Annotated in this window: 10 protein-coding genes and 1 tRNA gene; 10 read left to right on the top strand and 1 reads right to left on the bottom strand. The window is 68.3% G+C overall.

Annotation, left to right across the window (positions count from 1 at the left end; genetic code table 11):
- Positions 1–551: 551 nt before the first annotated feature.
- The 8 genes from dnaN to G6045_RS09665 all read left to right on the top strand — a co-directional run bounded on the left by dnaN (position 552) and on the right by G6045_RS09665 (position 10,337).
- Positions 552–1,682 carry a DNA polymerase III subunit beta gene (gene dnaN / locus G6045_RS09630; RefSeq protein WP_165331440.1) on the top strand — a complete coding sequence of 377 codons (1,131 nt, stop codon included), beginning with the start codon at positions 552–554 and terminating at the stop codon, positions 1,680–1,682.
- Between the two features lie 116 nt (positions 1,683–1,798).
- The gene (gene gnd / locus G6045_RS09635; RefSeq protein ID WP_165331441.1) at positions 1,799–2,683 is read left to right on the top strand and encodes a phosphogluconate dehydrogenase (NAD(+)-dependent, decarboxylating); all 885 of its coding nucleotides are present in this window, start codon (positions 1,799–1,801) and stop codon (positions 2,681–2,683) included.
- 72 nt (positions 2,684–2,755) lie between these two features.
- A complete protein-coding gene (gene recF, locus G6045_RS09640; RefSeq protein WP_165331442.1) occupies positions 2,756–3,877 on the top strand; it encodes a DNA replication/repair protein RecF in 1,122 nt (373 codons plus the stop codon).
- Positions 3,874–4,440, top strand: a complete 567-nt coding sequence (locus tag G6045_RS09645; RefSeq protein WP_165331443.1) for a DUF721 domain-containing protein — start codon at positions 3,874–3,876, stop codon at positions 4,438–4,440. Before recF ends, G6045_RS09645 begins: the two co-directional genes overlap by 4 nt.
- A 346-nt stretch (positions 4,441–4,786) precedes the next feature.
- Complete coding sequence (gene gyrB, locus G6045_RS09650; protein ID WP_165331444.1) at positions 4,787–6,841, top strand: DNA topoisomerase (ATP-hydrolyzing) subunit B; 2,055 nt, start codon at positions 4,787–4,789, stop codon at positions 6,839–6,841.
- 38 nt (positions 6,842–6,879) lie between these two features.
- Complete coding sequence (gyrA, locus tag G6045_RS09655; protein ID WP_165331445.1) at positions 6,880–9,498, top strand: DNA gyrase subunit A; 2,619 nt, start codon at positions 6,880–6,882, stop codon at positions 9,496–9,498.
- Between the two features lie 17 nt (positions 9,499–9,515).
- Entirely contained in the window at positions 9,516–10,163 is a 648-nt protein-coding gene (locus G6045_RS09660) for a DUF3566 domain-containing protein (RefSeq protein WP_165331446.1), read from the top strand.
- 100 nt (positions 10,164–10,263) lie between these two features.
- Positions 10,264–10,337, top strand: a tRNA-Ile gene (locus G6045_RS09665).
- 893 nt (positions 10,338–11,230) lie between these two features.
- On the opposite strand, the gene G6045_RS09670 is transcribed toward G6045_RS09665, so the two are convergent.
- Positions 11,231–11,629 (bottom strand): DUF6344 domain-containing protein, encoded by a 399-nt coding sequence (locus G6045_RS09670; RefSeq protein WP_165331447.1) that lies wholly within the window; start codon positions 11,627–11,629, stop codon positions 11,231–11,233.
- A gap of 395 nt (positions 11,630–12,024) precedes the next feature.
- Between G6045_RS09670 and G6045_RS41360 the strand changes: the two genes are divergently transcribed.
- A complete protein-coding gene (locus tag G6045_RS41360; RefSeq protein ID WP_003999697.1) occupies positions 12,025–12,153 on the top strand; it encodes a DLW-39 family protein in 129 nt (42 codons plus the stop codon).
- A gap of 269 nt (positions 12,154–12,422) precedes the next feature.
- On the top strand, positions 12,423–13,645 hold a 1,223-nt coding region (locus G6045_RS09680), incomplete at its 3' end, for a hypothetical protein (RefSeq protein WP_165331449.1).

Below are 13,645 nucleotides of genomic sequence, written 5' to 3' on the forward strand. Positions count from 1 at the left end.
TGCCCACAGGGATCGGGCACTTGTCCCCAGCTTCTCCACACGCCTGTCCACTGTTCGGCAACGCAACGCGCCATCTCACCGGGTCGAGTGAAAGGCGTCACACAAAGGTGCCAGGTTGGCCTGTGGGCAACCTGGGTAAAGCTGGGGACGACGCTGGGGAGAAGTGGCCCTTGGCTGTGCATCAGGTGTGCAGAACTTTCCGCCGTCCACAGTTCACCGGGGTTATCCACGGGCGCCGTACACAGGCACGGTGGACAAAATTTGGGCCCTGACCTGCGAAAACGAGGTTATCCACGGTTTCCACAGCCCCTACTACTACGACCAAGTAGAGAGAGGGCTGGAATCGATTTGAAGTGGGGGCTGTGCACAACTCGAGGCGCGTCGACCTCTGCCCGCCCGTCACGACTTGACCCCGACAGGCACCAGCTGTCAGTGCGGTGCGTCAGACTGGTCCCCGGCGTTCTCCCCACCTTGGGGACGGGCCAACCACTCAGACAGCGACGACAGACCAGCAGGGCGAGCAGCCAGGCGTCAGCAGGAGGCGGCTTACGGTGAAGATCCGGGTAGAGCGCGACGTACTCGCGGAGGCGGTGGCCTGGGCGGCACGCAGCCTCCCTGCCCGTCCGCCGGCGCCGGTCCTGGCGGGCCTTCTGCTGAAGGCGGAGGAAGGCGCGCTGAGCCTCTCCGGCTTCGACTACGAGGTCTCGGCCCGCGTCTCGGTGGACGCGGAGGTCGACGAGGAGGGCACGGTCCTGGTCTCGGGCCGGCTGCTCGCCGACATCACGAGGGCACTGCCCAACCGGCCGGTGGAGATTTCCACAGACGGTGTACGGGCGACGGTGGTCTGTGGATCCTCGCGGTTCACGCTGCACACCCTCCCCGTCGAGGAGTACCCGGCGCTGCCGCAGATGCCCTCGGCGACCGGCACCGTCCCCGGTGAGGTCTTCGCCTCCGCCGCGGCCCAGGTGGCCATCGCCGCCGGCCGTGACGACACGCTGCCGGTGCTCACCGGTGTGCGGATCGAGATCGAGGGCGACACCGTCACGCTGGCGTCCACCGACCGCTACCGCTTCGCGGTCCGCGAGTTCCTGTGGAAGCCCGAGGTGCCGGACGCCTCCGCGGTCGCCCTGGTGCCCGCCAAGACCCTCCTGGACACCGCCAAGGCGCTCACCAGCGGCGACAGCGTCACCATCGCGCTGTCCGGCTCGGGCTCGGGCGAGGGTCTGATCGGTTTCGAGGGCGCAGGACGGCGCACCACGACCCGGCTGCTCGAAGGCGATCTGCCGAAGTACAAGACGCTCTTCCCGACGGAGTTCAACTCGGTCGCGATCATCGAGACCGCCCCGTTCGTCGAGGCCGTCAAGCGCGTGGCCCTGGTCGCCGAGCGCAACACCCCGGTGCGTCTCAGCTTCGAGCAGGGCGTGCTGATCCTGGAGGCCGGCTCCAGCGACGACGCACAGGCTGTGGAAAGGGTCGACGCCCAGCTCGACGGCGACGACATCTCCATCGCGTTCAACCCGACGTTCCTGCTCGACGGCCTCAGCGCCATCGACTCGCCGGCCGCGCAGCTGAGCTTCACCACGTCCACCAAGCCCGCGCTGCTCAGCGGCAAGCCGGCCGTGGACGCCGAGGCGGACGACGCGTACAAGTACCTGATCATGCCGGTCCGCCTCAGCGGCTGACGTACGGGAATCGGGCGCCCCAGGGGCCCCGCAGGTGGGTACCTACGTCCGGGCTTAAGCTCGGACGTAGGTACGAAAGCACGAAAACCCACCACGCGACTTAAAAGGAACACCTGATGGAGCTCGGTCTCGTCGGTCTCGGCAAGATGGGCGGCAACATGCGCGAGCGCATCCGCCGCGCAGGCCACACCGTCATCGGATACGACCGCAACCCGGACGTCGCGGATGTCCACAGCCTGCGGGAGCTTGTGGGCAAGCTGAAGGGTCCGCGCGTGGTCTGGGTGATGGTCCCGGCCGGGGCCGCGACCCAGTCCACCATCGACGAGCTCGGCGAGCTGCTCGAGCCGGGCGACGTCGTCGTCGACGGCGGCAACTCGCGCTGGACGGACGACGAGAAGCACGCCGAGGAGCTCGCGGCCAAGGGCATCGGCTTCGTCGACTGCGGTGTCTCGGGCGGCGTCTGGGGTCTGCAGAACGGCTATGCGCTGATGTACGGCGGCGACGCCGCGGACATCGCGAAGGTCCAGCCGGTGTTCGACGCGCTCAAGCCCGAGGGCGACTTCGGCTCGGTGCACGCGGGCAAGGTCGGTGCCGGCCACTTCTCGAAGATGGTTCACAACGGTATCGAGTACGCGATGATGCAGGCCTACGCCGAGGGCTGGGAGCTCCTGGAGAAGGTCGACTCGGTCACCGACGTACGTGAGGTCTTCCGCTCGTGGCAGGAGGGCACGGTCATCCGTTCCTGGCTGCTCGACCTCGCCGTCAATGCGCTGGACGACGACGAGCACCTGGAGAAGCTGCGCGGTTTCGCGCAGGACTCCGGCGAGGGCCGCTGGACGGTGGAAGCCGCCATCGACAACGCCGTACCGCTGCCCGCGATCACCGCGTCGCTCTTCGCCCGCTTCGCCTCGCGCCAGGACGACTCGCCGCAGATGAAGATGATCGCGGCGCTGCGCAACCAGTTCGGCGGCCACGCCGTCGAGTCCAAGAGCGAGCACTGATCCACAGCCTGTGCACGGCTGTCCGGGACTGAGGCAGCCGAGTGAGGCAGCCGGGGGAGGTCGGCACACACCATGCACGTCACGCATCTGTCGCTGGCCGACTTCCGTTCCTACGCCCGGGTCGAGGTTCCGCTCGACCCGGGCGTCACCGCGTTCGTGGGCCCCAACGGGCAGGGCAAGACCAACCTGGTGGAGGCCGTCGGGTACCTGGCGACTCTCGGCAGCCACCGAGTCTCCTCGGACGCCCCGCTCGTACGGATGGGGGCCGAGCGCGCCGTCATCCGCGCCCAGGTCCGTCAGGGCGAGCGGCAGCAGCTGGTCGAGCTCGAGCTGAACCCCGGCAGGTCCAACCGGGCGCGTATCAACAGGTCTTCGCAGGTCAGACCGCGCGATGTGCTGGGGATAGTACGCACGGTCCTGTTCGCTCCCGAGGACCTCGCCCTGGTGAAGGGCGACCCCGGTGAGCGCCGCCGCTTCCTGGACGAGCTGGTCACGGCCCGCTCCCCGCGTATGGCCGCAGTGCGCTCCGACTACGACCGGGTGCTCAAGCAGCGCAACACCCTGCTCAAGTCCGCCGCCATGGCCCGCCGGCACGGCGGCCGCTCCATGGACCTGTCCACACTCGACGTATGGGACCAGCATCTGGCCCGCGCGGGCGCCGAGTTGCTGGCCCAGCGGCTCGACCTGATCGCCGCATTGCAGCCGCTCGCCGACAAGGCGTACGAGCAACTGGCGCCCGGCGGCGGCCCGTTGGTGCTCGAGTACAAGCCGTCCGCCGAAGGCTCGGGGACCGGCCGCGAGGAGCTGTACGAGCAGCTGCTCGCCGCGCTCGTCGGCGTCCGTAAGCAGGAGATCGAGCGCGGCGTGACCCTCGTCGGACCGCACCGCGACGATCTGCTGCTCGGACTCGGCGAGCTGCCCGCGAAGGGGTACGCGAGCCACGGCGAGTCCTGGTCGTATGCCCTTGCGTTGCGCCTGGCCTCGTACGACCTGCTGCGCGCCGAGGGCAACGAGCCGGTGCTCGTGCTCGACGACGTCTTCGCCGAGCTGGACACCCGGCGCCGCGAACGGCTCGCCGAGCTGGTCGCCCCCGGTGAGCAGGTCCTGGTGACGGCCGCGGTCGAGGACGACGTACCGGATGTGCTGGCCGGCGTGCGCTACGCCGTATCGCAGGGTGAGGTGACCCGCGTATGACCTCCGAATCGGGCGCCGATTCAGGCTCCGAGGCCCCCGAGCCGAAGAAGCCCGCCGAACCCAGCGGCATCGACCTCGCCCGCGTCGCCCTGCGCGCCGCCAAGGAGCAGGCCCGCGCGCGCGGCGCCGAGGCGCAGCAGAAGAAGCAGGCCAGGCGGGGCGGCGGGCTGAGGTCCGGCGCCCGGGCCGACGGCCGCGACCCGCTCCCCCTCGGCGCCGCGATCAATCGCCTGATCACCGAGCGCGGCTGGGAGACCCCGGCCGCTGTCGGCGGGGTGATGGGCCGCTGGCCGCAGATCGTCGGCGACGACCTCGCCAAGCACTGTGTTCCGCTGAAGTATGACGACGATGACGCCGAGCGCGTCCTGACCGTCCAGTGCGACTCGACCGCCTGGGCCACGCAGCTGCGTCTGCTCGCCCCGCAGCTGGTCGCGCGGCTCAACCAGGACCTCGGCCAGGGCACCGTCCGCCTCATCAAAGTGCTCGGTCCCGGCGGCCCCCCGCGGCGCTACGGACCCTTGCGCGCCCCCGGCAGCACGGGCCCCGGCGATACGTACGGCTAGGTCGTACGCATGCCGTACACCCGACCCGTCCCTCACCGTAGTGGAGGGTTGACAGCCCGAAGCGCTGAGCGCCCGCGTGAGCCTCTTGGAGCCCCGTTCCGCATATGGGGAGTCGGGCGAGACCGGTTCAGGGCGGCACATGCGGACTCAAGGGCCAGCAAACCCCCATCACTGTCCGCGCTACCGGTAGACTGGGAGACAATCCCGCCCCTTCGGGGGTCCGGGGCCAGAACGCTGCTTCACGTCTTCTCGCGGCACGCGCACCACACGCGACGCGCGCGCGGGAGGAACGCCGTCTTATACGAACGACGCAGCCGCTCCCGACAATGTGCCGGGAGCTTGGCTTGTGCTGTGCCAGAAAGGGCGCTTCGTGGCCGATTCCGGCAACCCCAACGAGAACATCCCCCTCACCGACGCCGGCGCGAACGCGAATGTGTACGACGCCAGCGCCATCACCGTCCTCGAGGGTCTGGACGCGGTCCGCAAGCGACCGGGTATGTACATCGGCTCGACCGGTGAGCGCGGTCTGCACCACCTTGTGTACGAGGTCGTCGACAACGCGGTCGACGAGGCGCTCGCCGGCCACGCGGACACCATCGACGTCACGATCCTCGCCGATGGCGCGGTGCGCGTGATCGACAACGGCCGTGGCATCCCCGTGGGCATCCACCCCGTCGAGAAGAAGCCGGCCGTCGAGGTCGTACTGACCGTGCTGCACGCGGGCGGCAAGTTCGGCGGCGGCGGCTACTCCGTCTCCGGCGGTCTGCACGGTGTCGGCGTCTCCGTGGTGAACGCGCTGTCGCACAAGCTCGCCGTCGAGATCAAGACGGACGGTTACCGCTGGACGCAGGAGTACAAGGCGGGTGCCCCGACCGCGCCGCTCGAGCGCCACGAGGCCACGACGGACACCGGCACCGCGGTCACGTTCTGGGCCGACCCCGACATCTTCGAGACCACCGAGTACTCCTTCGAGACGCTGTCGCGGCGCTTCCAGGAGATGGCCTTCCTCAACAAGGGCCTGACGATCAAGCTCACCGACGAGCGCGAGTCGGCGAAGGCCGTGACCGGCGCGGACACCGCCGACGCCGCGGACGACGGCCAGGCCATGTCGGTCACGTACCACTACGAAGGCGGCATCGTCGACTTCGTGAAGTACCTCAACTCGCGCAAGGGCGAGATGATCCACCCCACGATCATCTCCCTCGAGGCAGAGGACTCGGACAAGGCGCTGTCGCTCGAAGTGGCGATGCAGTGGAACTCGCAGTACAGCGAGGGTGTCTACTCGTTCGCGAACATCATCCACACGCACGAGGGCGGTACCCACGAAGAGGGCTTCCGGGCCGCGATGACCTCGCTGATCAACAAGTACGCGCGCGACAAGAAGCTGCTCCGTGAGAAGGACGACAACCTCACGGGTGACGACATCCGCGAGGGTCTGACCGCGATCATCTCGGTCAAGCTGGCCGAGCCGCAGTTCGAGGGCCAGACCAAGACCAAGCTGGGCAACACCGAGGCCAAGACCTTCGTACAGAAGGCGGTCTACGAGCACCTGGCCGACTGGCTGGACCGCAACCCCAACGAGGGCGCGGACATCGTCCGCAAGTCCATCGCCGCGGCCACCGCGCGCGTGGCGGCCCGCAAGGCGCGTGACCTCACCCGCCGCAAGGGGCTGCTCGAGTCCGCCTCGCTGCCGGGCAAGCTCTCCGACTGCCAGTCGAACGACCCCGCCAAGTGCGAGATCTTCATCGTCGAGGGTGACTCCGCCGGCGGTTCGGCCAAGTCCGGCCGTAACCCGCAGTACCAGGCGATCCTCCCGATCCGAGGCAAGATCCTCAACGTCGAGAAGGCGCGGATCGACAAGATCCTGCAGAACCAGGAGATCCAGGCGCTGATCTCGGCCTTCGGCACCGGAGTCCACGAGGACTTCGACATCGAGAAGCTCCGCTATCACAAGATCATCCTGATGGCGGACGCCGACGTCGACGGCCAGCACATCAACACCCTGCTGCTGACCTTCCTGTTCCGCTTCATGCGGCCGCTGGTCGAGGCGGGTCACGTCTACCTGTCGCGCCCGCCGCTCTACAAGATCAAGTGGACCCGGGACGACTTCCAGTACGCGTACTCGGACCGCGAGCGCGACGCCCTGATCGAGCTCGGCCGCCAGGCCGGCAAGCGCATCAAGGACGACTCGGTCCAGCGCTTCAAGGGTCTCGGTGAGATGAACGCCGAGGAGCTGCGCATCACGACCATGGACCAGGAGCACCGCGTGCTCGGCCTGGTCACGCTGGACGACGCCGCGCAGGCCGACGACCTGTTCTCGGTCCTGATGGGCGAGGACGTGGAAGCACGCCGCTCGTTCATCCAGCGCAATGCCAAGGACGTCCGCTTCCTCGACATCTGAGTCGGTCACGTACCGCTTCGAAAGGATCTTGAACGGCCATGGCCGACGAGACAGCTCCCATTTCTTCTGATTCCGGCCTCCCCGGTGAGGGCGAAGTCGCGATGCGCATCGAGCCCGTCGGGCTCGAGACGGAGATGCAGCGCTCCTACCTCGACTACGCGATGTCCGTCATCGTGTCCCGCGCGCTGCCGGACGTACGGGACGGTCTGAAGCCCGTCCACCGCCGCGTCCTGTACGCGATGTACGACGGCGGGTACCGGCCCGAGAAGGGCTTCTACAAGTGCGCCCGCGTCGTCGGCGACGTCATGGGCAACTACCACCCGCACGGCGACACCTCGATCTACGACGCGCTGGTCCGCCTCGCGCAGCCGTGGTCGATGCGGATGCCGCTGGTGGACTCCAACGGCAACTTCGGCTCCCCGGGCAACGACCCGGCGGCCGCCATGCGCTACACCGAGTGCAAGATGGCGCCGCTGTCGATGGAGATGGTCCGCGACATCGACGAGGAGACCGTCGACTTCACGGACAACTACGACGGGCGCTCCCAGGAGCCGACCGTCCTGCCGGCCCGCTTCCCGAACCTGCTGATCAACGGCTCCGCCGGTATCGCGGTCGGTATGGCCACCAACATCCCGCCGCACAACCTGCGCGAGGTCGCGGCCGGTGCCCAGTGGTACCTGGAGAACCCCGAGGCCTCCCACGAGGAGCTCCTGGACGCGCTGATCGAGCGCATCAAGGGCCCCGACTTCCCGAGCGGCGCCCTCGTCGTCGGCCGCAAGGGCATCGAGGAGGCGTACCGCACGGGCCGTGGCTCCATCACGATGCGCGCGGTCGTCGCGGTCGAGGAGATCCAGGCCCGCCAGTGCCTGGTGGTCACGGAGCTTCCGTACCAGGTCAACCCGGACAACCTCGCGCAGAAGATCGCCGACCTCGTGAAGGACGGCAAGGTCGGCGGCATCGCCGACGTCCGCGACGAGACCTCTTCGCGTACGGGCCAGCGCCTCGTGATCGTGCTCAAGCGCGACGCGGTCGCCAAGGTCGTCCTGAACAACCTGTACAAGCACACGGACCTGCAGACCAACTTCGGCGCCAACATGCTGGCCCTGGTCGACGGCGTCCCGCGCACCCTCTCCCTGGACGCGTTCATCCGCCACTGGGTGACGCACCAGGTCGAGGTCATCGTCCGGCGCACCAAGTTCCGGCTGCGCAAGGCCGAGGAGCGCGCCCACATCCTGCGCGGCCTGCTGAAGGCCCTGGACGCCATCGACGAGGTCATCGCGCTGATCCGGCGCAGCGACACGGTCGACATCGCGCGTACGGGCCTGATGGAACTGCTCTCGATCGACGAGATCCAGGCCAACGCCATCCTCGAGATGCAGCTGCGCCGGCTCGCCGCCCTGGAGCGCCAGAAGATCGTCGCCGAGCACGACGAGCTCCAGGCGAAGATCAACGAGTACAACGCGATCCTCGCCTCGCCCGAGCGCCAGCGCCAGATCATCAGCGAGGAACTGGCCGCGATCGTCGACAAGTTCGGCGACGACCGCCGCTCCGCCCTGGTGCCCTTCGACGGCGACATGTCCATGGAGGACCTGATCGCCGAGGACGACATCGTCGTCACGATCACCCGCGGCGGCTACATCAAGCGGACCAAGACCGAGGACTACCGCTCGCAGAAGCGCGGCGGCAAGGGCGTACGCGGGACGAAGCTCAAGGAAGACGACATCGTCGACCACTTCTTCGTCTCCACCACGCACCACTGGCTGCTGTTCTTCACCAACAAGGGCCGGGTGTACCGGGCGAAGGCGTACGAACTGCCCGATGCGGGCCGTGACGCGCGCGGTCAGCACGTGGCAAATCTTCTGGCCTTCCAGCCGGACGAGCAGATCGCCGAGATCCTGGCGATCCGGGACTACGACGCGGTCCCCTACCTGGTCCTCGCGACCAAGTCGGGCCTGGTCAAGAAGACCTCGCTCAAGGACTACGACTCGCCTCGTTCGGGCGGTGTCATCGCCATCAACTTGCGTGAGACGGACGACGGTTCGGACGACGAGCTGATCGGCGCCGAGCTGATCTCCGCCGAGGACGATCTGCTGCTCATCAGCAAGAAGGCCCAGTCGATCAGGTTCACCGCAACGGACGATGCGCTGCGCCCGATGGGCCGCGCGACCTCGGGCGTCAAGGGAATGAGCTTCCGCGAAGGCGATGAACTCCTCTCGATGAATGTCGTCCGGCCCGGTACGTTCGTGTTCACCGCAACCGATGGTGGGTACGCGAAGCGGACCGCCGTCGACGAGTACCGCGTCCAGGGTCGCGGCGGCCTGGGTATCAAGGCCGCCAAGATCGTGGAGGACCGTGGCTCGCTCGTCGGCGCGCTGGTGGTCGAGGAGCTCGATGAGATCCTCGCCATCACCCTGGGCGGCGGTGTGATTCGTACGCGAGTCAACGAGGTCAGGGAGACGGGCCGTGACACCATGGGCGTCCAACTGATCAACCTGGGCAAGCGCGATGCCGTGGTCGGTATCGCTCGTAACGCCGAGGCCGGGCGCGAGGCGGAGGAAGTCGACGGGGCCGACGACGAGTCGGCTGTGTCGGCCGAGTCGGCCGAGGGTGAGACGGCCGCCGGCACGGACGAGGGCACGGCGCCCGAGACCGAGTAGCGCGAGGAGTGCAGGACGTGAGTGGAGCCACGGGCGCCGGAAAGAACGGACCCGGACCGGAAGGCGGCCGTGGCCCCGCCGAGTCTGAGCACGCAGCGCAGGGGGGGACAGTGACGGATACGCGAGGGCCCCAGGCATACGCCTCCGAGCCTCAGTCCGAGTACGCCGCCGGGCCCCTGCCCGGTGAGCGTCAGCCGAACGGGCCGGCCGGTCCCTATCACCCGCCGCAGGCCTACCCGGCGCCTCCCGAGGGTGCCGTACGCCGTGCGCGGACCGGCGCACGTACGACGCCGCGCACGCGCAAGGCGCGGCTGCGGGTCGCGAAGGCCGATCCGTGGTCGGTGATGAAGGTCAGCTTCCTGCTCTCCATCGCCCTGGGCATCTGCACGATCGTCGCTGCGGCCGTCCTGTGGATGGTCATGGACGCCATGGGCGTCTTCTCCACGGTCGGCGGGACGATCTCGGAGGCCACGGGGTCCAACGAGTCGAACGGCTTCGACCTTCAGGCGTTCCTCTCCCTGCCCCGGGTTCTGATGTTCACCTCGATCATCGCGGTGATCGATGTGGTCCTCGCCACGGCGCTCGCCACGCTCGGAGCGTTCATCTACAACCTCTCCGCCGGTTTCGTGGGCGGCATCGAGCTCACGCTCGCGGAGGACGAGTAGTCGCCTCCAGCTGGGCCGGTTCTATCGATTTTGGGACTGGGCGCGTCGTGCGCTAATCTTCAGAGGTCAGCGCGCGGGACACACCCCCGCAAAGCGCGGCGGGGCTATAGCTCAGTTGGTTAGAGCGCATCCCTGATAAGGATGAGGCCACAGGTTCAAATCCTGTTAGCCCCACATACGAGAAGACCCTCAGTCGATCATGACTGGGGGTCTTTGACGTCTACGGCTGACATCAGTGGCCGTCTGGAACCAAGACACTGCGCCGAGGTGGTGAATGCTCGTGTTCTCAGCCGGAAGCACCGTGGTCCTTGAAGCGATCCTGTTGACCGCGGTCGCCGTAGTCGCTCTGGCAGTCGTCTGGGTCCAGAGGAGGCGCAGGCGCTAGCCGATCAGCGGACGTTGACGTCGCGTCGTGCGTCACCGGTGCGCCCGAGGGCTTCCTCCGTGGCGTCGCCGGGCTGGTGCCGGCGGAAACGGAGGCGCGCGTCGGGTTCCGAGGTGACGGACGGTCTCGGGGACCGTGCTGTGGTCCGGTCGTCAGCCGGGCAGCGTGCTGTGCCGTGCTGCTACAAGCGCCTTCGATCAGGTGGAGCGCAGCCTCGGTGAGGCCGGGCTACCGGGAGCGGTGGGGCGGCCCTTTCCTCGTAATGAGCTGGAAGGGCTGCGTACCGCTTGGCGCATTGCTCTGGTGAGCGGATGTCGGCACAACGGGGGTCGGTCGTTCAGGTCTTGCTTCTCCCTGCCTGCGTACGTTCTCTGGGGCGGCGCTTCGTATCGCTCTGCGTTCTTGAGCTTCGCGAGCGGTGACGAAGATCAGGGCCGGTACTGCTACGAGGGTGAAGGCCACCCGCGGTCCGGCCAGTTGTTGCCAAGTGGTTCACCAGGCTGCTGAACAAGGTCCGCGCCGGCCCGAGGGCCGGGGGCTCGTTCTGCTGAGCCGTCCTCTTTGTACTTCTTTGCACTTCTCAGGGGAAGTGACTTTCCTTCCCCATTTCTCGCCGTCAAGTCCCTCGGCTACGGCCGACATCAGTAGCTGACGTCAACGGCAGCGATTCGAGCTTCAGTCGTCAGTCACTGCTGTGGTGCTGCAGGTGGCCGGCTGCCGAGTTCGTCTCGTACGTGCCGGCCGCAGTCTCTTCGTTCAGCAGGTGCGGCTCACGGGTGTCGGCCCGGTGGCGGGCTTCGGCGCGGGGGATCTTGAAGCTGCGGGACGAGGGCGAGCTGCCGTGTGCTTCGGCGCGGATGCGCTGCTTCATCGTCGGCGGTAGCGACAGGTCGTACGGTCGCGCGGCGAGCGGGGCCGGCACGGGGTGCGCGGCCGGGGTGCTCGTCGCCGGGTTGCCGGCGTCGGTCTGCTGCGGTACGGCCGCGGCGGCCTGGGTGGTGATGAGCCCCAGGGAGGCGAAGAACGCGAGAAGCGCGCTGACGAGCGCGGACCACAGACGCGTGGCCTTGGTGGCAGCCATGATTTTTCCCTTTCGGATCGGTCGGTCGAGCGGTCGTCCGTCCCCGTTCGGGTCGGACGATTTGCGTACTTTCCTCATGATGTGTACGCAGGACTCGGAGTGGGGGAGCCGCCGCCGTGATTCGCCGATCTTCGGATTAACACCACCCGTTCGGAGTCATGCGGGCCCTTTTGGTCCCCGAGAGTGCGCTTTTGCCCCCGCGAGGGGTGAAAGCGGCGAACGTCACAAGGTGGCGCGGGGGTGTCCCCGCCGGCTTCGGCAGGGCTCTTTCGCAGGTCGACTGCGGTGTGGAGGGCGGGAGTTGGGTGCGCCATGAGGGCGTCGGGCGGCCATCCCCGGTGTGTATAGTCGGGCGCCAGAAGGTCCCCTACGTCAAGGAAAGACGAGGTAGCGCGGTGAAGAAGCTTCTCCTGGTCGCACTGGCCGCCATCGGCGGGCTCCTCGTGTACCGCCAGATCCAGGCGGATCGCGCCGAGCAGGATCTGTGGACGGAGGCGACTGACTCCGTGCCCACCGGTTCGTGAGCCATATACGTCTCTTTGCACTTGCCCCGGTCGCAGCTTGCGGCCGGGGCTTTGTGTTGCGTGGTGTGCAGTTGTGTGCTCAGTGTGACTACGAGCCGTTCTCTCGTGGTCACTGACTGTCCCTTTTGTTCGCTTGAGTGAATCTTTCGGTTGCGCATGTGAACGGGCCGGGTGCAGGGCCGATCTGCCGGCGGTGCTTCGGCATGCGCTGACAGTGCCGTGGGCGTCGCGGCAGGATGAGACCGGCCCGGGCGAAGACGAGGAGCACGGTGACGATGCGGCGTGGCAGCAGACGTACGGCGGTAGTGGCGGTGGCCTTGGGCGCCGCGGTGGTGCTGCACACGCAGACGGCAGCCGCGGAACCCTATCCGTACGGCTTCCCGGACGGGACGCGGAACGTCGAGGGCGCGAGCGGGCCGGGCGGGGCTCCGACGCTGGCCGCCGACGAGACGTATCGCAGCACCATCGCCGCCGGGCAGAAGCTGCACTACCGCGTTGAGCTCGATGCCGGCTCGGCCGCGTATGTCTCGGCGGTGGCGCTGCCCCGGCTCGATGACCGGGTGGCCTTCGGGGACGGCCTCGAGCTGTGGCTCGAGAACGCGGACGGCGGGCGGTGCGGGTCCGACTCCAGTGGGTTCGGGTCCGCCGACTATCCGCGGCCGCTGGTGGCCTCCGTGGAGCGGCTGGTCGAGCAGGGCAGTACGCGGTGCCAGGCGGCCGGGACGTACACCGTGGTCGTCGGGCGCGAGGAGGGTGGCAGAGCGGCCTCGCGCGAGTCCTGGGACCTGGAGCTGGACTTCGTCAACGAGCCCGCGCTGAAAGGCGCGTCACCGAGCGCCACGCCTTCGGCGGCCGCGCCGGGGGCCGGTTCGCTGCCGGAGGGGACGGCGAAGGAGCGGCAGGGCGGTACGAGCTTCCATGACGCGGCCGCCATCGGGGCGGGTGCCTGGCGGGGGCGGGTCGAGCCCGGGCGGACGCTCTTCTACAAGGTGCCTGTCGACTGGGGGCAGCGGCTCGCGGCCGAAGCGGAGCTCACCGGGACGGGCGGCAAGGGGGCGGTCGGGGCGGCGCTGCGGCTCGGGCTGCACAATCCCGCCCGGGCGGAAGTGACCGCCGAGCAGCCCACTTTGAGCGGTACGGGGGTCACGGCCGCGCTCGAGGGGGTGCCGGCGGTGGCGTACGAGAACCGGCTTGCGTCCGCTCCCAAGGTCAAGGGGATGCGTTTTGCGGGGGCGTACTACCTGCAGGTGACGCTGAGTCCGGAGCTTGCGGAGAAGTACGGGGACAAGCCGCTGGATGTGACGCTGCGGGTCGGCGTGGAAGGGGCGGCCTCGGACGGGCCGCCGTACGCCGGTGATCCGGGGATCTTCCAGGTCGAGGGCCAGGACGGACAGGCCGGAGGCGTCGGGCAGGGCACCGGGCGGGACGGCGGGATGCAGGCCGTGGCCGCGGTGGGGATCGGTCTGGGCACGGCGCTGGTGCCTGTCTCTTA

Origin of the sequence: Streptomyces mesophilus, assembly GCF_011044995.1 — a bacterium.
GTDB classification, from domain to species: domain Bacteria; phylum Actinomycetota; class Actinomycetes; order Streptomycetales; family Streptomycetaceae; genus Streptomyces; species Streptomyces mesophilus.